Genomic DNA, 24,078 nt, shown 5'->3' with positions numbered 1-24,078 from the left:
CCGCGAGCCTTGCAAATTGCCGAATCGGAGGTTATGTGCGCCTCAGCTTTGGCTGAACCCGTGTGGATTCGGCCCACGTTTCGTTGATTTATAGCGGTATATCCCGCGCGTGTCGCGGGCTCTTGCCGATTGCTGTGAGGTGTTTGAATTTATGCAGATCATCGTTCGCGATAACAATGTCGACCAGGCCCTGCGCGCGCTCAAGAAGAAGCTGCAGCGCGAAGGCGTGTATCGCGAGATGAAGCTGCGTCGTCACTACGAAAAGCCGAGCGAGAAGCGCGCCCGTGAAAAGGCTGCGGCCGTTCGTCGCGCCCGCAAGCTCGAGCGCAAGCGGATGGAACGCGACGGCGTCAAGTAAGCCGTACTTTCCAGGCGGGGCTTCCCGCTTGAACCCGCAGCAGCGTTAAGCCAAAGGGGCGTGGAAGCGAATTCCGCGCCCTTTTGCTATTTCAGTCAGGATTGCCGCACATGGCCGAAGTCACCCGCGTTCCCCTCCAGCCCATCGCCAAGGGCTCGCTGACCAAGCTCTGGCTGGCGATCGCCGCTGCCGTGCTTGTCGCCGCCGGCCTTGCCTGGGCATCCATGCCGCAAGGGGTGGAGGTCGAGACGCTGAGCGAAGGCACCGGGCCGAGCCCGGCAGCCGACAGTGTCGTCTTCGTGCGCTACAAGGGCATGCTCGACGACGGGACGGTGTTCGACCAGTCGCAGGACCTGCCGCTGCCCGTCGAGGGGATTTTCCCCAAGGGCAGCCCCCTGCCGCTCGAGCAGATGCTTCCCGGCTTCAGCCAGGGTGCGCAGCAGATGAACAAGGGCGGCAAGTACCGCATGGTGATCCCGGCGGACCAGGCCTACGGCGCCAATCCGCCCGAAGGCGCCCCGATCCCGCCCAACGCCGACCTCACCTTCGAAGTCGAGCTCGTCGATTTCATGAGCCGCGAGGATTTCGAACGGCGGGTGCAGCAGTTGCAGCAGATGATGGCCATGCAACAGCAGCAGCAGCAAGGCGCCGGCGCTCCTCCTCGGGTCCCGGGCGTTCCGGGCGAAATGCCGCCGCAACCGGGCCAGTAAACGGGGCGGTTGCGCCGCTCTCCGCTTGAAGCAAAACCGGGCCGCTGCTAGCGCGGCGGCAAGGGATTTCCCACCACACCAGACGAAGGACGAGGTATGTCCGTCGACAAATCCACCGTGGCGAAGATCGCCTCGCTGGCCCGTATAAAGATGGGTGACGAAGAACTCGAACGCATGGTGCCGGAACTGAACGGCATCCTCGCGTGGGTCGAGCAACTGGGCGAGGTCGACTGCTCCGGCATCGAGCCGATGACCGCCGTCATCCCCAACACGCTGCGGCTGCGCGACGACGTTGTCGATGCGATCCCCGAAACCGCGGGCGGGCGGCGTGAAGACGTGCTGGCCAATGCTCCCGCTGCAGAACATGGCTTCTTCGGCGTACCCAAGGTGATCGAATAAATGACCGACCTGACCGAACTCGGGATCAAGGCGATCCGCGACGGTGTCGCCGGCGGTGATTTCACCGCGCGCGAAGTAGCCGAAGCCTTCAATGCCAACGTCGCTGCCGCCAATGCGCAACTGAACGCCTTCATCGTGCCGACGCCGGAAAAGGCGCTCGAGGCCGCCGATAAGACCGATGCGAAGCGCGCAAAGGGCGAGGATCTGGGCATCATGGGCGGCGTGCCGATCGGCATGAAGGACCTGTTCGCCACCAGGGGCGTGCAGACCACCGCTGCGAGCCACATCCTCGAAGGCTTCGTGCCGCAATACGAAAGCACCGTGTCGCAGAACCTGTGGAACGCGGGCGCGGGGATGCTCGGCAAGCTGAACCTCGATCAGTTCGCGATGGGCTCCTCGAACGAGACGAGTTACTTCGGCAATGTCGTCAACCCGTGGCGCAAGGCAGGCGGCGGCAATGCGGCGATGAGCCCGGGCGGCAGTTCGGGCGGCTCGTCAAGCGCGGTCGCGGCGCGGCTCGCTCCGGCAGCGACCGGCACGGACACCGGCGGATCGATCCGCCAGCCGAGCGCCTTTGCCGGCATCACCGGCATCAAGCCGACCTATGGTCGCTGCAGCCGCTGGGGCGTCGTCGCCTTCGCCAGCAGCCTCGACCAGGCCGGGCCGATGGCGCGCGACGTCACCGATTGCGCGATCATGCTGGAAGCGATGGCGGGCTTCGATCCCAAGGATGCGACCAGCCTCGACATGCCGGTGCCGCAGTGGGAGGCCGGTCTGAACGCCGATCTCGCCGGCAAGCGCATCGGCATACCGCGCGAATACCGCATGGAGGGCACCGACCAGGAGATCCTCGACAGCTGGGAACGCGGCAAGGAATGGCTGCGCGATGCCGGGGCCGAGATCGTCGATATCTCGCTTCCGCACACGAAGTACGCGCTGCCCGCGTATTACATCATCGCGCCGGCAGAGGCCTCGTCGAACCTCGCGCGCTATGACGGCGTGCGTTACGGCCTGCGCGATCTGCCGGACGGGGCAGGGCTGCAGGACATGTATGCCGCCACCCGCGCTGAAGGCTTCGGCGACGAGGTCAAGCGCCGCATCCTGATCGGCACATACGTGCTCTCGGCGGGCTTCTACGACGCCTATTACAACCAGGCGCAGAAGGTGCGCGCACTGGTCGCCCGCGATTTCGAGCAGGCCTGGGAGCATTGCGACGTCATCCTCGCGCCGACAACGCCCACCGCAAGCTTCCCGCTCGGCTCGCTGAGCGACGATCCGCTGACGATGTATTTGAACGACGTCTTCGCCGTGCCCGCCTCGCTCGCGGGCCTCCCGGCGATGAGCGTGCCCGCTGGGCTCAACTCGGACGGTCTGCCGCTGGGCCTGCAGATCGTCGGCAAGCCCTTCGACGAGCAAGGCGTGCTCAATGCCGGGCTGGCGATTGAGCAGCGCGCAATGTTTAGTGCTAAACCGGAAAGGTGGTGGGCATGAGCATTTACCGCATCCACGGAGCAACGGGCGAATGGGAGGTCGTGATCGGCCTCGAAGTCCATGCGCAGGTCACCAGCAAGGCCAAGCTGTTCTCCGGCGCCTCTACCGCATTCGGGGCGGAGCCGAACACGCAGGTCTCCCTCGTCGATGCGGCGATGCCGGGGATGCTGCCCGTGCCCAACCGCGAGTGCATCCGGCAGGCGGTGCGCACCGGCATGGCGATCGAGGCGCAGATCAATGCGTGGAGCCGGTTCGACCGCAAGAACTACTTCTATGCCGACCTGCCGCAGGGCTACCAGATCAGCCAGCTCTATCATCCGATCGTGGGCGAGGGCTCGCTGACCATCGATGCCGACGAGAAGGCCGGGATACCTGAAGACAAGGTCATCGGGATCGAGCGCATCCATGTCGAGCAGGACGCGGGCAAGCTGATGCACGACCAGCACCCGACCATGTCCTACGTCGATTTGAACCGGAGCGGCGTGGCGCTGATGGAGATCGTCTCCAAGCCCGATATGCGCTCGCCCGCCGAAGCCGGCGCTTACGTGCGCAAGCTGCGCTCGATCCTGCGCTATGTCGGATCGTGCGACGGGAACATGGAAGAAGGCTCGATGCGTGCCGACGTCAATGTCAGCGTGCGCAAGCCGGGCGAGGAATTCGGCACGCGGACCGAGACGAAGAACGTCAACTCGGTGCGCTTCGTGATGCAGGTCATCGAATATGAGGCGAACCGTCAGGTCGACGTGCTCGAGAACGGTGGCACGGTCGACCAGGAAACCCGCCTGTTCGATCCGGGTACCGGCACCACGCGGACCATGCGCAGCAAGGAAGACGCGCATGACTATCGCTACTTCCCCGATCCCGACCTGCTGCCGGTCGTGCTAGACGACAGTTTCCTCGCCGAATGCCGCGCCTCGCTGCCCGAATTGCCGGACGCGAAACGCGCGCGCTATGAAAACGAGCTGGGCCTAACGCCTTACAACGCCCGGGAACTGACCGCCGAGGTCGAAACTTTCGGCCGGTTCGAAACGCTGCTGGCGGCAACTGCCGCGAAGATCGGCAAGGCGGAGAAGGATGTCGCCACGCAGGTTGCCAACTGGGCGCTATCGGTCGCTCCGGGCGTGATGAAATCGCTCGGGGACGAAGCCGATCCGGCCAACGCCAACGCCGAGGCGCAGGCTGCCATTCTCGCGATGCAGGACAAGGGCGAGATTTCGGGCGGCCAGGCCAAGGAAATCTACGAGATCGTCCTCAAGACCGGCCGCGATCCGGAAGAGGTGGCCGATAGCGAAGGCCTCAAGCAGGTTTCGGATACCGGCGCGATCGAGGGCGCGATCGACCAGATCATCGCCAGCAACGGCGACAAGGTCGAGGAATATCGCGGGGGCAAGGACAAGCTGTTCGGCTTCTTCGTCGGCCAGACGATGAAGGCAATGCAGGGCAAGGCCAATCCGGCAGTGGTCAACCAGATCCTGAAGGCCAAGCTGGGCTAGGCGAGGGCGGGACGGTCAACCAATGACCTCCATCGTCCTCGTCCAGCCGGAGATACCCGGCAATACCGGGGCCGTGGGGCGCACCTGCGTGGCGCTCGACATGGACCTCGTGCTGATTCACCCGCTGGGGTTTGAGATATCGGACAAGCGGGTAAAGCGCTCGGGCCTCGATTACTGGCCGCACATCCGGCTCGTCGAATTTGCCAGCTGGGATGCCTTCATCTCCGAACGCGCGCCGCGTGGCGACCAGCTCTACCTGTTCGAGGAATACGCGCAGCGCAGTTTCTACGAGCCGGAGTACCCGGGCGATGCCTATCTCGTATTCGGGCAGGAAACGAAGGGCCTTCCCGAAGCAATCGTCGAGGCGCACCGCTCGCAGCTGGTGGGCCTGCCGATGCGATCGGACAAGGTACGCTCGCTCAACCTGGCAAATACGGTAGCCGCCGCGGCTTACCAGGCTGTGCGAGCGCACATCTGAAACCGGCTTTCCGTCAGCCGCCTTCGACCAGCGCGTCGACGATGACGTAGGTTTCCGGGCCGAAAGTGACCGTCACCCGGTCGCCATCGCGGCTGGTCTCGAAATCCCAACCGGCAGATCCGTCGGCCTGCGCGCTATCGGCGCCATAGGGCGTCAGTCCCTTGAAGAAGATCGCGCGCTTGGTGCCATCGGGCTTGGTGACCTCGACGAGGTTCTCGCCCGGTGTGTCCCCCCAGTTGCGCTTGACCCCGGCTTGGCAAGTCTGCGTCGGTTCCGCTCCGCCAACGCCGCACTGGACTTGGGCGGTGGCATTGTATTCCGTCCCGGCGACGAGCGCGTCTTCCACTCCCATCTGGGCGGGAGAGGCGGAAGCCTCGGGCATCGCAGTCGTATCGGCGGAATTGTCAGCGGCAGTCGGCTCGCCCGCCTCCTGGGACCCGCAGGCGGCCAGCGACGCGGCGAGTGCGCCCGCAACGATGAACTTGAGCATCACGTCTTTCCCTTTGCGTTAGAGATCGCCTTCGCTGCCCGAATAGGACACTTCGGCGATCGAACCGTCCCTGTTGGCGAGGCAGCGCCAGGGTGCCTGGGCACCTTCCACGTTGATGTAGATATCGACCGCGGCTTCGGATTCCTCGATCCGGTTGGTGCCGATCACACGGGCGCCGGTTTCGCTGGCGACACGCGTTGCGCACCGCGTTTCGAGGCTGTTGGCGCCGCGCACCTTTACCTGTGCAGTCTTGGCCGGAGCGCTAGTTGTCGCAGCGGCAGTCGCTTCGACGGGTCCGTTCTCTCCCATCCCTGCGTTGGCATCGCCCATCGGCACGCTGACGAGCCGAACGCCGTCGACATTGCCGACGATGTTTCCACCAAGGGCTTCGGCCGATGCCTCGGTCGGGCAACCGACCAGCCGGGCGCTGTCGTCGAGATAGTTCGCCGTGGCCGGGCTCTCGCCGAGCGTGCGACACGGATCGCCCGTATTGGGATATCCGCCACCGAAGGGCGCGAGGCTTTCGGGGATGATGGCGATGTCCTCGGTCACCGTCATGTCGGGTTCGGAGGTATCCTGCGCCTGGTCGCCGCAGGCGGCGAGGCCGAGCAGGAGCGCGAGGGTGGGGGCCGCAGCCCCCACCAGTTTCATCGGTTTACGCATGGTTCGGCCGCTCACCGGCACTTCGGATGGCTGCCGATGTCACGCAGGTCGTACAGGCGGCCGTCGGCGACGGTGACCTGCACGCACTGGTTCGTCCTGGCGTTGTACTGGATCGAATAGCGGGTGTTGCCGCTGGTGAAATTGTCAACCTGGCGGAAACCGCGGCTGGACATGGTATCGATCGCGGAAGCCCGGGCGCCCTTGAGGTCCATGTAGGAAACTGCAGGCGCATAGCCGCCCCGACCGTGATGGTGCGACAGGTTGGCGTTGCGCTCGTCGACGCCTGCGGTGTAGCCGCTCGAATAGGCGTCCGAGCGATCGTAGTTGTGATAGGACGCGTTGTGCAGCCCGTCGGTGTAACCACGCTCGTAGTCGGCTTCCGCCTTCTGGTCGCTCATGTGCTGGTTGTCTTCATGGTGGTGCGACTTGTGGCTCAGCAGCGCGCCCAGGATGGCAGCACCCGCCACGGCGCCGACAGCAGCGGTTGCGTTCCCCTTGTGATGGCCGCAATCCTGATCGCTCGCATCCGAGATCGTTTCGACCCGGCCGTCGAATACTTCGACCTGGACGCAGTCGTCGTCCGCTTCGTCCCACCAGTAGCTGTAGACATAGCCCATGTCGTTCTTGTTGGTGGAGATATGGGCGAAACCGCGTGCCTGGAGGGCGGATTCCGCATCGCGGCCGCGCGATCCGTTTATGTCGACCAGCTGGGCGGCTTTTTCCGCCAGTACGGGCGTTGCAGTCGTGGCGATGAGTGCGGTACCCGCAATCATCCAAGCTTTCATTGACGTCATGTTCTACTCCCAGTCCGCAAGGTGCGATTCGGTCATCGAATCGCGTAATAGGTACGCGAATAGAAACATACTTCGCCGGAATCTCAAAACCGGCATGTTAACCGGTCGTCGCAAACTGGCCGGGCAAAACGAAAGGCGCCGGGATCGCTCCCGACGCCTCTTCGCGTGTTCGATCGGTGAAGGCAGCGTCAGCCCTGGCGTTCGCCGGTCAGCGGCATCTTGCCGAATGCGCCAGCACCCACGGTGCCGGTCAGCTGGTCGCCGTCGACCGTCGCTTCGCAATCGAGGGTCATCGGCATCGGCACGGTCATCTTCATCTTCCAGCTGAGCGAGTTGCCGTCGATCTTGCCGTCTTCGACATCCATCTGGCCGTTCGCGCCAGCCATCGTGCCGGTGAAGGTGTTGCCGTCGTCGCCCGGGACGACGGTGAATGTGCCCTTCTGGTCGCCCATTGGGCTCTTGGTCACGCAATCATAGGTTCCGGCAACAGACATCGAATTCTCCTCAAGAATGCTTTGCGTCCGGTGGTTTGGCCGGACTCGCGCGGTGCAACTTACACGCGTGTCAGTGGGACTCAACCGTATATCGCCGTGCGGCGTTGCGGAGCACGTCGTCGCGCCAGAAATGGACCGGCTTGAGCTTGTGATCGACGAACAGCTGCATCTGGTCGGTGTAATGCGGACTTTCCTCGCGCCCGTTGGCCGCGCCGAAGGGCTGGATCGAGCGCGAGAAGACACGCTCGCCCGGGTTCCACTCGACCCACTGGATGAAGCTGTCGCCGTGGACCAGCCGCAGACGACCGTCGTCGTCCACGGTCCAGGTCGTCGAGGCCCGCAGCGTGTCCGACCCGCCATCCAGCGGCAGGTCGACATCGCCCAACCTCAGCCGGAGCAGATCCGACATCGGCGGGTCGATCCGCCCGAAATGCTCTTCCAGGTGCGCGACGGATTGTTCCAGCATGTCGCGCACGTCCGGCGCTTCGGGCTTGTTCTGGTATTCGGCCGACATGAAATCGCGGATCATCAGCAGCGCGAGCGCATCGCCGGTGCCGATATTGTCCGCCTTGAAATCCCATGCCAGCAGCAGGTCGCGCGCCCGGTCAAGTCCGGCATCGCCCGACAGGTCGAGCCGCTCCAGCGCGGCCCACAATTTTGCGACATAACCGGTGCGCGAATAGGCCGTGTCGTACTTGATCCGCTCCAGATTGGCGCGGTCGAGCACCTCCGTCTCGCACATCAGCGTCCAGGCCCGGCGCGAACGATTGGTCTGCTTCAATTCGATGCCGAGCTCTGGCGCGTATTCGTCCGGCGAGAGATCGTCGCCAGCGCCTGCGGCGGTATAGGGCTCGTTGTTGGAATTGTAGAGCCAGCCGCTCCCCGGGTTGAGATAGCGGGGCAGCTTGTCGAAATCGACCGTCCCGCGTGTCAGCAGCTTCGGGTTGCTGCCGTCGAGGATACCACGCCAGTCGACCCGCTTGCCGTCGACCTCGGCCGGGCGGTTGGGGAGGGCGGCGTTGTAGACATAGGCGATGTTGCCGGCCTTGTCGGCGTAAAGGAAATTGGTGCTCGGGATATCGAGCCGGGCGATGATCGCTTCCCACTCGTCGTAGGTCTTCGCCTTGTTGAGCCGGTAATAGGCATCGAGCTGGCCGAGGTTGCCCATCCCCCCATAGCGGATCGCGAAATAGCCCTGGTCGTTCTGGATCACCGGGCCGTGGATACTGCGCAGCACGTCGCGCCGGATCGGCAAGGTAACCGGGCCCAGCTTGACCGGGAGCGTTACCGTCTTGCGCTCGAGTGGCCGCCATTCGCCGCCGAAGCGATATTGCGTGCCGTCCGCATTCACCTCGAGCTTGTAGACATCCACCATGTCGGGCCGGTTGACCGTATTGGTCCAGCCGAGTTCCTCGTTGTGTCCGAGGAAGGGGAAGGGGCTGCCGGGGAAATTCGCGCCGGCGAAGTGCCAGCCTTCGCCGCTCTCGACGACCAGTTCGTACCAGGCGACGCCGCCTCGCAACGGCTGATGGCTGTTCGAGATCAGCGTCACGGGCCCGCCGGATTTTTCCGCGCTGACGGCAAAGGCGTTGGATCCGTTGAGCGCGCCGTCGCTCCCGAAGGGGGAAAAGGCCGCTCGCGGCGCGGCCTCGCTGCCTTCCATGCCTTCTTCGACCTGGCCCGGGCGGGCGCCGACGTCACCCGAAGGCGGACGTTCGAAACCGGGAATGTCGGGGCCGAACTCGCGCCGGAGCTCGGTCCCCTCGACGAGCGGCTGGATGACGTTGTTGAGGCCGAAGAAGAACGGCTGGCGCAGGGCGAAGCCGGCCGCCACGTCCTTCCCGTCGACCGGGAAGAGGTTGGCCAGCTTGATCTCGTCCGGATGGTCCTCGGCAAAGCGGTTGAGGCCGGCGGCGTAGGCTTGGAACAGGGCTTGGGTATCGGCGGGTAGCCTGGGGAACTCGCGCTCCGCCGTGCCGCGCGCGTCGAGCAGGTGATAGACGTAGTCGGCCGCAGCGCCTTCCTGCCCGGCGATTGCGCCATAGCGCCCGCGGCTCATGGCGATCACGTCCTGCAAGGTGGTGAAATCATCTTCCGCATGGGCGATCGCGACCCCGTAGGCGACGTCCGCATCGGTCTTGCCTAAGATATGCGGCACGCCGTAGTCGTCGCGCACGATCTCGGCCCGATAGCTGCCCTGCGGTCCTGCCTGGGCGTCGCGCTTCGCCCAGAACGGCTCCCAGCTCGCCAGCGCCACGAAAGCGACGACCAGCAGCACGACCGCCACCAAGGCGATCCGCCCGACCCATTTCCACATGCAACCTCTCCTTGGCCGCCGTCGGTAGCGACCCCGGGTCACACACGCAATGCGACGGATGGAGCGGGGCGGCTGGGCAAAACCTGCCGGCCTGCCCTTCCTCTCGGGCGGCGCGGATCGCTAGCCTTGAGCGAATCGTGAGGGCAGCAATCACCATAGGGCACGCCAGGGGCGAGAGGCCGGTCGAATTCGACGTCGAGGAGCTGCTCGCGACGCGGCTGCTCGTCCAGGGCAATTCGGGCAGTGGCAAGTCGCACCTGCTGCGCCGCCTGCTCGAGGAAAGCGCGCGCATGGTGCAGCAGGTGGTGATCGACCCGGAAGGAGATTTCACCTCGCTCGCGGACGAATTCGGCCACGTCGTGATCGACGGCGCGGCATATTCTCCGGCCGAGATCGAGGCGCTCGCCCGCCGCATCCGCGAGCACCGCGCGAGCGTTGTGCTGGCGCTTGAGGAACTGGAAGTCGAACAGCAGATCCGCTGCGCCGCGCAGTTCCTGACCGCGCTGTTCGATGCCCCGCGCGAGCATTGGTATCCTGCACTGGTCGTAGTCGACGAGGCGCAGATGTTCGCCCCCTCGGTCGCGGGCGAGATCGCGGAGGACACGCGCCGGATGACGCTGTCGGCGATGACCAATCTCATGTGCCGCGGGCGCAAGCGCGGGCTTGCCGGGATCGTCGCGACCCAGCGGCTGGCCAAGCTCGCCAAGAACGTCGCTGCCGAGGCTTCGAACTTCCTGATGGGGCGCACTTTCCTCGACATCGACATGGTCCGGGCAGCCGACCTCCTGGGCATGGACCGGCGCCAGGCCGAGCGGATTCGCGAGCTCGAACGCGGGCATTTCCTGGCGCTCGGTCCGGCCATCTCGCGCGAGCCGGTCGCGGTCAGGATCGGCCCGGTCCGCTCCGGCCTGAAAGCGCGCGCCGAAGGGCTGATCGCCCTACCCGAGACCTCGCCGGAAGACATGGCGAGCCTGCTGACGCTCGATCTTGCCGCCGATGCCGCGAAGGCCAGCCCGCCGGCGCCGCCACGGCCTGCGCCGAGGGTGGAGGACGTGGCCCGCTCGATCGAGAGCGCCGAGCGCGCGCAGGTCGATTCTGCCGAGCAGCCGGACAATACCGAATTTGCCGCGCGGATCGATGCGATCATCGGCGCAATGGCAGCGGAAGAGGCGGTCGCGTTCAAGTCCGCGAGCAGCCAGTACCAGACCTTCCTCGCCCGCTGCAGGCGGGAGCGGCTGATTGGTCCGATGCCCGACATGGCGGCTTTCCGACGCGAGCTTGCGCAACGGTCCGCCGGGCTCGACGCGCTGCCGGACGGCTCGCTCGCGCGGATCATGCAATTGGCGCAGGCGGTGGAAGACGACCTGCTCGGCCCCTTCTTCGTGATCGCCAAGGCCTGCCATGCGGGTGAAAGCACCGTCGACGAGGACGCGCTCGCACGCGCCTATGGCACCAGCTCTCCCGGGCGGGTCCGGCGTCTGCTCGAGCATCTCGAGCGGCAGGGACTGATCGTAGTGCGCGAGGATTTCGGCGGCGATCGCACCGTGCTCGTCCCCGGGCTCGAGGGCGTCGGCGCGCAGTAAAAACCGGGCGATTCCGGGTTGCCCCCTCGCACTGGCGATCGGCAGTCCTATATCGGACTAACACACCTTGCAGATTTCCTGCACGGCGATGCTTGTGTTGCCCAAATGCAACACTATATCGGAGGTCAGTTCTGATGAGGGTTTCCGAATGAATCTCGAAAAATTCACCGATCGCGCCAAGGGCTTCCTGCAGAGCGCACAGACCGTCGCCATCCGCATGTCTCACCAGCGGATAACCCCTGCCCATGTCCTGAAGGCTTTGCTCGAGGACGACCAGGGCATGGCGGCACAGCTGATCCAGCGGGCAGGGGGCAATCCCGGCGTGGCGATCACTGAAGTCGACAATGCGCTGGCGAAGATCCCGGCCGTGTCGGGTGGCGGGGCGCAAGCGACGCCGGGCCTCGACAACGATGCCGTACGTGCGCTCGACCAGGCCGAACAGCTGGCCGAGAAGGCCGGCGACAGCTTCGTGCCCGTCCAGCGGCTGTTGCAGGCGCTCGCGCTGACCGACGGTCCTGCCGGAAAAGCGATCAAGGCCGCCGGTGTCGATGCGAAGTCGCTCGAGGCCGCGATCCAGGACGTGACCGGCGGGCGCACCGCCGACAGTTCGGGCGCGGAAGAAGCCTACGACGCGATGAAGAAATACGCCCGCGACCTCACCCAGGCGGCGCGCGACGGCAAGCTCGATCCCGTCATCGGCCGCGACGAGGAAATCCGCCGGACGGTGCAGATCCTCGCCCGGCGGACCAAAAACAATCCGGCGCTCATCGGCGAGCCCGGCACCGGCAAGACCGCGATCGCCGAAGGCCTCGCGCTGCGCATCGCCAACGGCGACGTGCCCGACAGTCTCAAGGGCCGCACGCTGATGGCGCTCGACATGGGCGCGCTGATCGCGGGTGCGAAATACCGGGGCGAGTTCGAGGAACGGCTGAAAGCCGTGCTCGACGAAGTGAAGGGCGCCGAGGGCCAGATCATCCTGTTCATCGACGAGATGCACACGCTGATCGGCGCAGGCGCGTCCGAAGGCAGCATGGATGCGAGCAACCTGCTGAAGCCCGCCCTCAGTCGCGGGGACCTGCATTGCATCGGCGCGACCACGCTCGACGAATACCAGAAGTATGTCGAGAAGGACCCGGCGCTGCAGCGGCGCTTCCAGCCCGTCTACATCGACGAGCCGAGTGTCGAGGATACGATCTCGATCCTGCGCGGGATCAAGGACAAGTACGAGTTGCATCACGGCGTCCGCATCACCGACGGCGCGATCGTTGCCGCCGCGCAGCTGTCCAACCGCTACATCCAGAACCGCTTCCTGCCCGACAAGGCGATCGATCTGATGGACGAGGCCGCGAGCCGCATCCGCATGGAAGTCGAATCCAAGCCGGAAGAGATCGAGAGTCTCGACCGGCGGATCATCCAGCTGCGGATCGAGGAGCAGGCGCTGCAAAAGGAAAGCGACCAGGCTTCGAAGGACCGGCTCGAGGCGTTGCGCAAGGAACTGTCCGAACTCGAGCAGCAGTCGTCGGAACTGACGACGCGCTGGCAGAACGAGCGTGACAAGATCCATGCCGAGGCGCGGATCAAGGAAGATCTCGATGCCGCCCGGCTCGAACTCGAGCAGGCGCAGCGCGCGGGCGATCTCGCGAAGGCGGGCGAGCTGCAATACGGCACGATCCCACAGCTGGAGAAGCGACTGGCGGAAGCCGGCAGCGAGACCGAGAACGCATTGCTGCGCGAGGAAGTGACCGAAGACGATATCGCCGGCGTGGTCAGCCGCTGGACCGGCGTGCCGGTCGACCGCATGATGGAGGGCGAGCGCGAGAAGCTGCTGCAGATGGAGCAATTGCTCGGCAAGCGGGTGATCGGCCAGTCGCAGGCGATCCAGGCCGTGTCCAAGGCGGTGCGCCGTGCGCGGGCAGGCTTGCAGGACCCGAACCGGCCGCTCGGCAGCTTCTTGTTCCTGGGCCCGACGGGCGTCGGCAAGACCGAGCTCACGAAGGCGCTCGCGTCATTCCTGTTCGACGACGACGACGCGATGGTTCGCATCGACATGAGCGAGTTCATGGAGAAGCACGCGGTTGCCCGGCTGATCGGTGCGCCTCCGGGCTACGTCGGCTACGACGAGGGCGGGGTGCTGACCGAGGCCGTGCGGCGCAGGCCTTACCAGGTGGTGCTGTTCGACGAGGTCGAGAAGGCGCATTCCGATGTCTTCAACGTGCTGCTCCAGGTGCTTGACGACGGGCGTTTGACCGACGGGCAGGGCCGGGTGGTCGACTTCTCAAACACGCTGATCATCCTGACCAGCAATCTCGGCAGCCAGTTCCTCACCCAGATCGAGGACGGCAAGGACGTCGACAGTGTCGAGCCGCAGGTGATGGACGTGGTCCGGGCCCATTTCCGGCCCGAGTTCCTCAACCGGCTGGACGAGATCATCCTCTTCCATCGCCTGGGCGAGGAGCACATGGCCCCGATCGTCGATATCCAGGTCGCGCGGGTCCAGAAGTTGCTCAGGGATCGCAAGATCGAGCTCGACCTGACCGACGCGGCGCGGCGCTGGCTGGGGCGGGTCGGCTATGACCCGGTCTATGGCGCAAGGCCGCTGAAGCGCGCGGTCCAGCGTTACCTGCAGGACCCGCTGGCGGAGAAGTTGCTGGCGGGCGAGGTTCCCGATGGGAGCACGGTCAAGGTCGACGAAGGCGACGGCGAGCTGCAGATCGAGATCAACTGACCCGCGCGTCCTGCGCATCGCGCGGACAAAAGAAAAGGGCGGCCCCCGCGAGGGAGCCGCCCTTTCTTGTTCCGTAGCAGGTCGGGTGCGGCGAACCGCACCCGGCCAAGATCAGAAGCGCTTGGTAACCGAGACGTTGAACCGGCGACCGATGTCGTCGTTCTCCGAACCCGGGATGATGTAACCGTAGTACTTCTGGCCGATCCGATCGAAGAGATTGGTGACCGAGAAGTTGAAGCGGAAATCGTTCTCCGTTTCGAAGAAGATGTTCGCGTTGACGGTCACGTAATCGTCGAGCTCGTCGATTTCACGCGTGTCGTTCGGGCTGTCGCCGCGATCGAAGCGCGAATAGAGCTGCTCGCCGATGTAGTTCGCGTAAACGCCCACGCCCCAGCTGTCGTTGTCATAGACAACGCGCGCCTGACCCGAGAATTCCGGGTCGCCGCGGACGCCGTCCGAACGCTGCGGAGCGACACCCGTGATGTCGACAACGCGGCGACGCACGTAGAGCAGGTCACCGCCGAGACGGATCGAGCCGGGCAGGCCCAGGCCGTTCAGCTGAGTCACGTAGTCGAGTGCGCTGACGATCCCGCTGAAGCTTTCTTCCTGGCCGTTGACGAAACCGGTCCGCACCGCCGGATTGGACGGCGTGTTCGGAATCTGGCCATCAGCACCGAAGCCGAGCTGCGAGCAGAAGTTGTTGCCGTTGATCGGGTCTGCGGTGTTGAAGTCGGTGTTGTCGAAGCAACCAGCAGCTAGGTCAGCCGAGTCGAGCGACGCGATCGGACCTTCGATCTTGATGTCGATGTAGTCGGCCGTGATCGTCAGACCCGGAATGAAGCGCGGCTGCAGGACTGCACCGAAGGTGTAGCTGTCGGCCTTTTCATTCTGGAGGTCCGGGTTGCCGCCCGAGATACCAGCCACCGATGCTTGGGCTGCAAGCAGGGTGTAGGTAGCCGGATCGTTGCCGGTTGCCTGAAGGAACGCGGCGCAGTTTGCAGCGCGGGTCTCGGGCACCGGACCGGCATTACGAGCCTGCGCGGTACACAGGTCGCTCGGCCGTTCGAAGGTCGGGCTCTGCGGCAGGAACAGCTCGGTGATGGCCGGAGCACGGAACGAGCGGGTGAAGTTACCACGCAGCTTGATGTCCCGGATCGGCTGGATCGTGCCGCCGACAGCGTAGGAGGTGAAACCACCGTTCACGCTGTTGTCGACGTAGCGAACGCGGCCGAAGACTTCGGCGCTGTACAGGACCGGGAAGTTGTTTTCCGGGCTGATCAGCGGAACGAGAATTTCGCCGAACGCTTCCTTAACGTTGTAGCTACCCGAAATCGGGGTAACCGGAGCGCCACGGCCTTCGCCGTTCTGGACGAAGCTCGACGGGGTGAAGGAAGCCTTCTCCTCGCGATATTCGCCACCGACGTTGAACGCGACAGGGCCGGCCCACAGGTCGAACAGGTCGCCGCCGACGTTTGCGTTGACGACGATCTGGCGCAGCTTGGCCACGTCACGGACGTCTTCACGGATGTAGTTCAGCGCTTCCTGGCTGGCGACGCCGACACCCAGGAGGTTCAGCGGCACGCAGTTCGGATCGGCAACCGGCTGAACCGGCTGACCGGGCGCAACCGGAACCGCCGGAGTGATCGTGCAGACGGCGCTGCCATCGGCCGCAGCTTCATAGCTGACGGCGTTGATGAAGCGCTGCTGGTTGATCTCCTGGCTGAAGTTCTCGATCAGGTTCTCGCCGTAGTTGAAGCTGACGTCGTAGTTCCAGCGATTGCCGCTGAGACCACCGAAGTCGCCCCGCACGCCGAGCACGCCGCGCTTCAGCTCGCTCTCGGTGAGCGAGCCGTTGTCGAACAGGTCCTCGTTCGAACGCGAGACGTTGAACTCGGTGATGCCGAGTCCGGTCAGGATACCGCGAGCCTGGTCGGTCAGGAACGGGTTGGTGGCCACGTCGTAGTTCAGGCCGCCGCTGACGTCCGGGTCGAACACGAAGGTGTTGAACGAGGGGTTGTTGCCTTCCTCGAGCGAGCGGGCGTTGTAGTACAGCGCTTCACCATACAGCTCGACGCCTTCGACCAGCTCGTAGCTTGCGAATGCGTTGGCCGTGAAGCGTTCCAGGGTCGCCGTGAGGCTGGTCTGGTCGGCGGTGTTGTAGGCCGACGGGCTGAGGCCGGTGCCGAAGAACCCGGTCAGGTTGGTGCCCGGGAAGATGTTCGGGATCAGGTCGCCGGTCGGGCCGAAGGCATACTGCAGACCCGTGTCGAGGATGACACCGCCGGTCGACAGGTACGGCGACAGGACGTTCGGGAACAGGATGCGGGCCGGAACGCCATCGTCCGGGCCGGTGTTGCAGCCGATGTTCGGGTTGACGCGGCCGTCATCGGCCGGAACGGTCGTGCCCGGAGCGCAAAGGTTGTTGAGCGTGCCGAGGTTGTCACGAACGTGCTTGCGATCGACGCCGCGAACGCCCTCTGCCTTGTCGTAGGACAGGGCCAGCGTCACATTGCCGCGGTTCTCGTTGAAGTTGGTGCCGAAAACGCCCGACACGTTGTAGTTGAACGCGTCGCCGCGATCGCTGATGCCGGTGGTGCCCGACAGTTCCATACCGTCGAAGCGATCCTTCAGGATGATGTTGACGGTGCCTGCGATGGCGTCCGAACCGTAAACCGGAGCGCCTCCGACGAAGACGTTGTCGATACGCTCGATCAGGATGGTCGGGATGATGTTGAGGTCGACCTGAACGCCGGGGCCGCCGGCGGAGAACAGCGAGGGCAGGTTCGACGAAACGACGCGGCGGCCGTTGACGAGGCTGAGTGTGCGGTTCGAGCCGAGGCCGAAGGTGTTGACGAAGTTGACGCCGGCACCATAGCTCGCCTGGTCGCCACGCTGAGTCACGCTGCCACGGAACTGCGGCAGTTCGTTGAGCGCGTCGGCGGCGTTGGTGATGTTACGCTCGGCGTAGTACTGGTCGGAGATCGAGCTGACCGGTTCGGTGCCGACGATCTCGGAGCGGCGGATACGCGATCCGGTCACGACGATGTAGTTTTCTTCGCTGGTTGCCGCTTCAGGAGCGACGGCGTCGCTAGCGTCCACGATTTCCGGAGCTGCTTCCTCGTCCTGCGCGTATGCAGGCGTTGCGGCCAAACCCGCCAGAGCGGCCGCAAGGCCGGTCGTGGCGAAAAGGCGAGTCTTCGAGGCGCGCCCGATAAAGCTCATCTTGTTCATTTTTTTGTCCCTCTTTTTCGGCCGACGAAGTCGGTCGAACAGTTCGAGTTTTCTATGGTGACTGCGGCCATGCGCCCGGCACGGCTCTGCAGCTGTTTCTCTGTGTGAGCGGGGGTGGAATCGCAATCAGATTCGAATGATTTCGGACAGGTGACGCGAGACTGTGGCGGTTGCGCAACAACTTAAGCTATGCGCCGCCCCGAAACCGCCGACCTTGAAATGGCTGCTCGAGGATCGAAGGGGGCGGTGTTTCGTAGGCGCGAGCACCGCAACCGACAATCCATCCTGAATGCGTCGAGCAATTCAGCAGGCAACTGAATTCGCAGGCCATCACGGGTATTGCTCGGCCTGATAGCAACTCTCCCTGGCGCCATGCCAGAGCGAACTGGGCCAGTTGCGAGCACCGTGGCGCAATTGCAACAACGCCCGAGCGATCGTTTCAAGTGCTACCAAACACCTTTACAGTGGGACTGGCCCTCGTCCATCTGGCACCCTTCTCCAGCCCTTCGGAGCGCAAGCCGGTCGGGGTGTGGGAAATTAAAGAGGTGCTGCCTTTACCGGGAATGGTGCCTCCTCATTAATTAGGGACTGAAAATTTATGCACAGCAAGAACCTACGCAAGCGCGTGCTCGAAGCGAGCAGCGCTCTGCAAGTCCTCGCTTTTGCGGGGGCAGGAGCCGGCCTTCTGGCCGTTGGTGCTGCGCCTGCTGCCGCGCAGGACTACACCCGTGGTAACCTCGTTGGGACCATCGTCGACGATGCCGGCGCTCCGGTTGCGGGCGCCGAAGTTCGCGTCACGTCGAACGAGCAGGGCTTCACCAACACCACCACTACCGATTCGTCCGGTTCTTTCCGTGTCACCGCCCTTCCGACCGGTAGCTATACCGTTGTCGTGACGTCCGGTGGCCAGACGGTCGTCGAAGACCGTGGCGCCAACGTCGTCGCCGGTCAGAACGCCAACTATCGCTATGTCGCTGCTTCGGGCCCGACCGCGGTTTCCGACGATTACGTCGGCGACGCGATCGTCGTTACCGGTACGCGCGTCATTGCGAACGACTTCCAGTCGACCCAGACCGGTCTGACGCTGGACGTTCAGGAACTTGCTGAAACCGTTCCTGTCGGTCGCGATCTCGACTCGCTCATCCAGCTCGCGCCGGGTACGACAGCAGGTGACACCGGCTTCGGTAACCTGACCTCGATCTCGGGTGCGACGGTCGCCGAGAACGCCTACTACGTCAACGGCATGAACATCACGAACTTCCGTAACTTCCTCGGCGGTTCGATCATTCCCTTCGAGTTCTACCGTACGATCGATATCAAGACCGGCGGTTATCCGGCCGAATACGGTCGCGCTCTCGGTGGTGTGACCTCGGCGGTCACCAAGTCGGGTTCGAACGAGTTCGAAGCGGGTGCGGTTATCAACTACAACCCGAACTTCCTGCGTTCGACCTCGCCCAACACCTTCACCGATGCGGACAGCGATCCGACGACCGACGGTGATATCGTGCTCGCACTGAATGAAGACGACTACAGCAACTCTGTAGATGCTGCGTTCTACCTGTCGGGCCCGATCATCAAGGACCGCCTGTTCTTCTACGGCATCTATCAGCCGCGTTACTCCGAGACGGGCAGCACGTCGTTCTCGAACGCGCTGCGCACCCGGTCGACCAACGATTCGCCCTTCTTCGGCGGCAAGGTCGACTTCGTGATCGCTAACGGTCACCGTCTCGAAGGTACCTACTGGAGCGACAAGCAGACCCGCGAAACCGATTACCTGGTTTACGAGAACGGCCGTCTGCCGAACTCGGATCCGAACCGCATCGGCGAAATCGTCGGTAAGCGTGGTACGGTCGTCAACCAGTTCGGTGGCGACAACTACATCCTTACCTACACCGGGTCGTTCACCGACTTCCTGACGCTGTCTGCTTCGTATGGCCGCAACAAGGACAAGTCGATCCAGTTCGCTTCGCCCGACCGTCAGTACGCGATCACCCGCATCGGGCCGACGCGTGACGCTTACGGCACGGTGATTGGCGACCTGCAGGACCGGAACGATCGTAAGTTCTACCGGGCCGACGCCGACCTCTACTTCTCGGCTCTGGGTGAGCACCACATCCGCGCAGGCTTCGATTACGAAGACCTGACGGCTGGCGAACTCACGCGCTACACCGGTGATGGATACCGCTACGATTTCCGCACCACGCAAACCCGTCGTCGCCTTTACTTCAATGAAGGCGAGTTCAACACCAAGATGCAGGCGTTCTACATCCAGGACGCTTGGTCGCTCATGGATGATCGTCTGAACCTGCAGCTCGGCCTCCGCGCTGACAAGTTCAAGAACTACACGCAGGCGGGTGAGCTCTATTACGATAGTGGCTACAACTACGGTCCGCGTATCGGTGGTTCGTTCGACGTGTTCGGTGACGGTGCGACGAAGATCAACGCCTTCTGGGGCCGTTACTTCCTTCCGATCGCTACCAACACCAACATCCGCCTGGCTGGTGCCGAAACCTATTACGAACAGCGGATGATCTACTCGACCGCTGGCGTTTCGGGTGCCGACGCCAACAACGACGGCGTGCCGGACTTCTTCACGTTCGACGATAACGGCAACATCAACAACTTCGTCCCGAACTCGGGTGGTTCCTGCCCGACCGGGAGCCCCGATGCGGGTAACCGCTGCGCCATCATCTTTGCAGATGGTACGCTCGGTCCGACGGATACGCTGGTCAACGCGAACCTCAAGCCGTCGAGCACGGACGAGTGGCTCATCGGCGCGTCGCATCGCTTCGGTGACTGGACTGTCAGCCTGAACTACATCAACCGTCGTCTCGGCGAGACGCTGGAAGACGTGGCGATCGACAAGGCGGTCAACCAGTACTGCGATGACAACGGCATCGACTGCACGACCTCTTCGGGTTCGCCCATCTGGTCGGGCTTCCACCAGTACGTGCTGACCAATCCGGGTGAAGACATGACCATTCGTCTCGATGGCGATTGCGATTACAACCCGGATACCTGCCAGGTCGTTACGTTGTCGGGCGAATCGCTCGGTTATCCGAAGGCCGTCCGTAAGTACGACGCGGTCCAGTTCGAACTCGCGAAGGCGTTCAACGGTCTCTACGGGTTCACGTTCAACTACACCTACACCAAGCTTCGGGGTAACTTCGAAGGTGGCGTGAAGTCGGACAACAACCAGACCGACACCGGCCTTACGCAGGACTTCGACCAGCCGGGCTTCCTCGACGGTGCCAATGGCGATCTCGCCAACGGTCGTCGCCACTCGTTCAAGCTGTTCGGTCACGTCCAGCCCACCGAATGGCTCGACCTCGGCTTTAACGCCGTCGTGGAATCGCCGCGCAAGTTCAGCTGTATCGGTAACTACAAGAACGATTCGAGCACCTTCGAGTACTCGTACGGTGCTGCCTCGTTCTACTGCCGCCAGGCACGCTTCGGTGGCGACGGTCTGCCGAACGGTGTTGCAGATGGCGAAGGTACCGGTTCGGTTCTCGTCCCGCGCGGCACTGCGTTCAAGTCGGAGTGGAACAAATCGATCGACCTCGGCGTGAAGCTGATGCCGTTCGCCGAGAACCGCGATGTCTTCTTCCGTGTCGACGTGTTCAACGTCTTCAACTGGAAGCAGGAGCTCGACTACAACGAGTTCGGCGACATCGACTTCGGTGGCGCGAACCCGAACTACGGCAAGGTCCGTGGGTACCAGCAGCCGCGTTCGGTTCGTCTGAACTGGACCATGCGCTTCGGCGGTGGCCGCTGATCGTTGTAAACGGTTAGTTCGAACACTAGGGAAGGGGCGGCCTCGTGCCGCCCCTTTTCGTTTCCGGAGACCAAGAGCTGTCATGAATATCGAAGCGGTCAAACGCGCGGTCGCCGGGTTCCGCGAGGCGCGCCAGCGTGGCGACCGCTTGCCACTGATCGATTCCGCCCGCGTCCTGATCTCGGAACGCGCACCGATCGGCGACCAGTGGCCGAACTTGTGGTCCGAACTCGTCACCTGGGGCGAAATGGATCTCGCCATTTCCGCCATCGAGGAATGGGGTCGTCAAGGCGGCCCGCGCGATCAGGTGGCCTACGAAAAGGCAGTCATCCTCGCACAGGTCGGCCGCACAAACGAAGCCGCCGTATTGATGCGGCAAGTGCCCGACAATGTGCCCGATCCTCTCGCCAACGCGCATTTCCGCGGCGCGCTGTGCTCCAATCTCGATCAACCCGACAGGGCCGAAAAGCATTTTCGCGATGCCATCGCGATCCAGCCCCGCTTCGGGCGGGTCTGGGTCGCTCTTGCCGATCTCGGCCGGCTGACCGGCGACGACGCGGCACAAATCCTGCGCGACTATACCCAGCCATTCGTCGGGGAGGACCTCGACCTCGCGGCGGCGCACAGCGCTCTGGGCAGCTATTACCATTCGCTCAAGGATTTCGAGCGGGCTTTCGAGCATTACCGCAAGTCGCACGAGGTCTCGGCGCAATCCTACCACTACGACCCGGCGGAGAACCGGGAGTCGGCGCGAATTTCGGCAAGCTGGAACCGCGCCTCGATCGCCCAGCATTCGGTGATTTCCGACGAGAGGCCCCGCCAGCCGATCTTCGTCGCCGGCTTGCCGCGCAGCGGCACGACGCTGGTTTCCCAGATTTTGTCAGCCCACTCGGCAGTCGATGGTGGCGCCGAGCTCGGCCTCTCCCGGCAGCTCGAGGCGACGGTCGGCGGCTTTGCCCCGCACGATTTCGAACGGTTCGTCGCCGGCGGGGGTACGCCGGAATCGCTGCGCGACATCTACCTGCGGCTCGCTGCAGAGCGCATTCCCGGCAGCGGCAAGTTCGTCGACAAGTCTCTCAACCACGGCCGCGCGCTCGGCCCGCTCTCGGCGCTGTTTCCCGATTCCCCGGTCGTGTGGATGCGCCGCGACCCGCTCGACAATGCCTGGTCCATCTACCGTACTTGGCTGCCCCGGAACGTCATTAGCGGGTGGGCCCCTGCCGATATCGTCGACCACATGTCGGTCGAAGACGAGTTGTTCGATCACTGGTCGAAGGTGCTCGGAGACCGGATGCTGGCGGTGTCCTACGCCGATCTCGTTGCCGACCCTGACCGCTGGATCGACCGGATTACCCGGCATTGCGGGCTCGAGCCGGAGGAGGCGCAGCTGCGTTTCCACGAACAGGGAGGATCGGTGCTGACCGCCAGCGCCCAGCAGGTTCGCCGCCCGATCAACAGGGCCGGCATCGGTGTCGCGGAACCCTATCGCGAAATGCTCGGCGAGTTCACCGACGCCCTCGCCCGGCAAGGTCGGGAGGCCTGATCCGATGAGCCAGGATGCCGTCGCCCTTTTGAAACAATTTGTTGCCGCTCTGGGTCGTAACGACCGTGAAGGTTCGAACGAGGCGGCTTTTGCGCTTCTAGCCATGGAAGCCGAACTCGGCAAGAAATGGCATCAGGTCGCCAAAGTGCTCCAGACCAATGGCGAGCTGACCTCTGCCAACAAAGCCATGCGGCTCGCCGTGGCGCAAACCGGGCGTTCCCCGGCCATGCGCTTCGAACAGTCCGCGATGCTGGCCCAGACCGGCCGGATTGCCGATGCTGTCGACGTCATGCGCAAGCTGCCGGAAGAATTTCCGACCCCTGCCGGCCACGCCTTCATCATGGGCACGATGTCGGTCAATCTGAACAAGCTCGAGCAGGCGGAACACTTCCTGCGCAAGGCGTTGCAGGCGGATCCTGCATCGGGCCAGGCGATGCTGGTCCTCGCCAATTCTCGCAAGCGCAAGCAGGGCGATCCGATCGGTGACGAGATCGTGGCCGGCGTCAACCGCGTAGCCGGCGCGCCGTTGATCGAACAGGCGCAGTTCCATTACGCGGCGGGCCGGGTCCATTTCGACCGGCGCGAGACCGATCGCGCTTTTCGCCATCTGGCCCGCGGAGCCATGCTCGCCTCGCTCGAGCGCAAGTACGACGCAGGCAGGGACGCCGAAGTCGCGCAGGCGACGATCGACAACTGGCCGCTCGATGCCATCGCCAAGGCACCTCAGGGGATCGGAGTCGATACGTCCGAGGCGCTGTTCGTGACGGGTGCACCGCGATCCGGCACCACGCTGGTCGAGCAGATCCTTGCCAGCCATTCGGCCGTGCGCGGTGGCGAAGAACTTGGCCGGCTGCCGCTGGTCGCGCGTGATCTTGCGAACAACTCGGCACAGGCGTTGCAGGATTATTCCGCCCGCAAGTCGCCCGATACTCTCTCGGAACTGTTCCTCCATCTCGGTAGGGAGCGTTTCCCCGGCGAAGGCAAGTTCGTCGACAAGGCACTCAACACCAGCCGCTATATCGGATTGCTCGCCTCGATCCTGCCGCAGGCGAAAGTCGTCTGGCTGCGCCGCAACCCGATGGATTGTGCCTGGTCGATCTTCCGGACCTATTTCGTCAAGGGGCAGGATTTCAGCTGGAAGCAGGAGGATATCGCCGCCTACCTGCGCATCGAAGATCGCCTGTTCGAACACTGGAGCAAGGCGCTTCCCGACACCATCCTGCCGGTCGAATACGAGGCCCTGGTCGCGGACCCGCGCCCGCAGATCGAGCGGATCCTCGACTTCTGCGGACTGCCGCATGAAGACGCGGTGTTCGCTCCCCACGAGAACCGCAGGCTCGTCACCACGGCCAGCGTCATGCAGGTGCGCGAGCCGATCGGGACGCAGGCCGTCGGCCTGTCAGACCCCTATTCCGACTATCTCGAACCGTTTCGCGAAAGCTACTTTGCCGACTGACCATCACTTCTGACAGCCGCCGAAGGGCGCGCTTTTCGCTCTGGTCGACTGCAAATCTGCCGACTCCGCTTGACCCGC

Annotated in this window: 17 protein-coding genes; 11 read left to right on the top strand and 6 right to left on the bottom strand. The window is 63.9% G+C overall.

The features are described from left to right. The first annotated feature begins 151 nt into the window (after window positions 1–151). From rpsU to GRI48_RS05430, 6 genes are all read left to right on the top strand, one after another. Window positions 152–358, top strand: a complete 207-nt coding sequence (gene rpsU, locus GRI48_RS05455) for a 30S ribosomal protein S21 (protein ID WP_066772550.1) — start codon at window positions 152–154, stop codon at window positions 356–358. A gap of 110 nt (window positions 359–468) precedes the next feature. After that, window positions 469–1,068 (top strand): FKBP-type peptidyl-prolyl cis-trans isomerase, encoded by a 600-nt coding sequence (locus GRI48_RS05450; RefSeq protein WP_160672524.1) that lies wholly within the window; start codon window positions 469–471, stop codon window positions 1,066–1,068. A 96-nt stretch (window positions 1,069–1,164) separates the two neighbouring features. Further along, window positions 1,165–1,467, top strand: coding sequence for an Asp-tRNA(Asn)/Glu-tRNA(Gln) amidotransferase subunit GatC (gene gatC / locus GRI48_RS05445; RefSeq protein ID WP_160672521.1), 303 nt, complete (start codon window positions 1,165–1,167; stop codon window positions 1,465–1,467). After that, a complete protein-coding gene (gene gatA, locus GRI48_RS05440; RefSeq protein ID WP_160672518.1) occupies window positions 1,468–2,958 on the top strand; it encodes an Asp-tRNA(Asn)/Glu-tRNA(Gln) amidotransferase subunit GatA in 1,491 nt (496 codons plus the stop codon). Next, complete coding sequence (gene gatB, locus GRI48_RS05435) at window positions 2,955–4,451, top strand: Asp-tRNA(Asn)/Glu-tRNA(Gln) amidotransferase subunit GatB (RefSeq protein WP_160672515.1); 1,497 nt, start codon at window positions 2,955–2,957, stop codon at window positions 4,449–4,451. Before gatA ends, gatB begins: the two co-directional genes overlap by 4 nt. A gap of 22 nt (window positions 4,452–4,473) precedes the next feature. Then, complete coding sequence (locus GRI48_RS05430) at window positions 4,474–4,929, top strand: tRNA (cytidine(34)-2'-O)-methyltransferase (RefSeq protein WP_160672512.1); 456 nt, start codon at window positions 4,474–4,476, stop codon at window positions 4,927–4,929. Between the two features lie 13 nt (window positions 4,930–4,942). Here GRI48_RS05430 and GRI48_RS05425 read toward each other — a convergent pair whose 3' ends face one another. The 5 genes from GRI48_RS05425 to GRI48_RS05405 all read right to left on the bottom strand — a co-directional run bounded on the left by GRI48_RS05425 (window position 4,943) and on the right by GRI48_RS05405 (window position 9,687). Continuing rightward, a complete protein-coding gene (locus GRI48_RS05425; RefSeq protein WP_237451735.1) occupies window positions 4,943–5,419 on the bottom strand; it encodes a hypothetical protein in 477 nt (158 codons plus the stop codon). An 18-nt stretch (window positions 5,420–5,437) separates the two neighbouring features. Continuing rightward, entirely contained in the window at window positions 5,438–6,070 is a 633-nt protein-coding gene (locus GRI48_RS14165; RefSeq protein ID WP_202389184.1) for a hypothetical protein, read from the bottom strand. A 23-nt stretch (window positions 6,071–6,093) separates the two neighbouring features. Continuing rightward, entirely contained in the window at window positions 6,094–6,876 is a 783-nt protein-coding gene (locus GRI48_RS05415; protein WP_160672509.1) for a hypothetical protein, read from the bottom strand. A 188-nt stretch (window positions 6,877–7,064) separates the two neighbouring features. Beyond that, window positions 7,065–7,370: a hypothetical protein gene (locus GRI48_RS05410; protein WP_160672506.1), complete on the bottom strand. Its 306-nt coding sequence runs from the start codon at window positions 7,368–7,370 to the stop codon at window positions 7,065–7,067. Window positions 7,371–7,440: 70 nt separating this feature from the next. Next, complete coding sequence (locus tag GRI48_RS05405) at window positions 7,441–9,687, bottom strand: acylase (RefSeq protein WP_160672503.1); 2,247 nt, start codon at window positions 9,685–9,687, stop codon at window positions 7,441–7,443. Between the two features lie 137 nt (window positions 9,688–9,824). Between GRI48_RS05405 and GRI48_RS05400 the strand changes: the two genes are divergently transcribed. Together GRI48_RS05400 and clpB are read left to right on the top strand one after the other, a co-directional pair. Next, complete coding sequence (locus tag GRI48_RS05400) at window positions 9,825–11,270, top strand: helicase HerA domain-containing protein (protein WP_160672500.1); 1,446 nt, start codon at window positions 9,825–9,827, stop codon at window positions 11,268–11,270. 148 nt (window positions 11,271–11,418) lie between these two features. Continuing rightward, the gene (gene clpB / locus GRI48_RS05395) at window positions 11,419–13,995 is read left to right on the top strand and encodes an ATP-dependent chaperone ClpB (protein WP_160672497.1); all 2,577 of its coding nucleotides are present in this window, start codon (window positions 11,419–11,421) and stop codon (window positions 13,993–13,995) included. A gap of 111 nt (window positions 13,996–14,106) precedes the next feature. Here the strand turns inward: clpB and GRI48_RS05390 are convergent, their stop codons facing one another. Beyond that, on the bottom strand, window positions 14,107–17,226 hold the full coding sequence (locus GRI48_RS05390; RefSeq protein WP_237451734.1) for a TonB-dependent receptor domain-containing protein: 3,120 nt from the start codon (window positions 17,224–17,226) through the stop codon (window positions 14,107–14,109). 598 nt (window positions 17,227–17,824) lie between these two features. Here GRI48_RS05390 and GRI48_RS05385 point away from each other — a divergent pair. From GRI48_RS05385 to GRI48_RS05375, 3 genes are all read left to right on the top strand, one after another. After that, window positions 17,825–21,001, top strand: coding sequence for a TonB-dependent receptor (locus GRI48_RS05385; RefSeq protein ID WP_160672494.1), 3,177 nt, complete (start codon window positions 17,825–17,827; stop codon window positions 20,999–21,001). Window positions 21,002–21,083: 82 nt separating this feature from the next. Then, entirely contained in the window at window positions 21,084–22,544 is a 1,461-nt protein-coding gene (locus GRI48_RS05380) for a tetratricopeptide repeat-containing sulfotransferase family protein (protein ID WP_160672491.1), read from the top strand. A gap of 4 nt (window positions 22,545–22,548) precedes the next feature. Continuing rightward, entirely contained in the window at window positions 22,549–24,000 is a 1,452-nt protein-coding gene (locus GRI48_RS05375; RefSeq protein ID WP_160672488.1) for a tetratricopeptide repeat-containing sulfotransferase family protein, read from the top strand. Window positions 24,001–24,078: the final 78 nt, after the last annotated feature.

The sequence above is a fragment of the Qipengyuania oceanensis genome (assembly GCF_009827535.1).
GTDB classification, from domain to species: Bacteria; Pseudomonadota; Alphaproteobacteria; order Sphingomonadales; family Sphingomonadaceae; genus Qipengyuania_C; species Qipengyuania_C oceanensis.
The sequence above is the reverse complement of the archived record's forward strand: the minus strand, read 5'-3'. Positions and strand labels throughout refer to the sequence as shown.

Coding starts and splice junctions, on each gene's coding strand:
- GRI48_RS05390 (WP_237451734.1), bottom strand. CDS start 17,226: ATGAACAAGATGAGCTTTATCGGGCGCGCCTCGAAGACTCGCCTTTTC.
- gatC (WP_160672521.1), top strand. CDS start 1,165: ATGTCCGTCGACAAATCCACCGTGGCGAAGATCGCCTCGCTGGCCCGT.
- GRI48_RS05405 (WP_160672503.1), bottom strand. CDS start 9,687: ATGTGGAAATGGGTCGGGCGGATCGCCTTGGTGGCGGTCGTGCTGCTG.
- GRI48_RS05410 (WP_160672506.1), bottom strand. CDS start 7,370: ATGTCTGTTGCCGGAACCTATGATTGCGTGACCAAGAGCCCAATGGGC.
- GRI48_RS05375 (WP_160672488.1), top strand. CDS start 22,549: ATGAGCCAGGATGCCGTCGCCCTTTTGAAACAATTTGTTGCCGCTCTG.
- clpB (WP_160672497.1), top strand. CDS start 11,419: ATGAATCTCGAAAAATTCACCGATCGCGCCAAGGGCTTCCTGCAGAGC.
- GRI48_RS05450 (WP_160672524.1), top strand. CDS start 469: ATGGCCGAAGTCACCCGCGTTCCCCTCCAGCCCATCGCCAAGGGCTCG.
- GRI48_RS05430 (WP_160672512.1), top strand. CDS start 4,474: ATGACCTCCATCGTCCTCGTCCAGCCGGAGATACCCGGCAATACCGGG.
- GRI48_RS05380 (WP_160672491.1), top strand. CDS start 21,084: ATGAATATCGAAGCGGTCAAACGCGCGGTCGCCGGGTTCCGCGAGGCG.
- rpsU (WP_066772550.1), top strand. CDS start 152: ATGCAGATCATCGTTCGCGATAACAATGTCGACCAGGCCCTGCGCGCG.
- GRI48_RS05385 (WP_160672494.1), top strand. CDS start 17,825: ATGCACAGCAAGAACCTACGCAAGCGCGTGCTCGAAGCGAGCAGCGCT.
- GRI48_RS05415 (WP_160672509.1), bottom strand. CDS start 6,876: ATGACGTCAATGAAAGCTTGGATGATTGCGGGTACCGCACTCATCGCC.
- gatA (WP_160672518.1), top strand. CDS start 1,468: ATGACCGACCTGACCGAACTCGGGATCAAGGCGATCCGCGACGGTGTC.
- gatB (WP_160672515.1), top strand. CDS start 2,955: ATGAGCATTTACCGCATCCACGGAGCAACGGGCGAATGGGAGGTCGTG.
- GRI48_RS05425 (WP_237451735.1), bottom strand. CDS start 5,419: ATGCTCAAGTTCATCGTTGCGGGCGCACTCGCCGCGTCGCTGGCCGCC.
- GRI48_RS14165 (WP_202389184.1), bottom strand. CDS start 6,070: ATGAAACTGGTGGGGGCTGCGGCCCCCACCCTCGCGCTCCTGCTCGGC.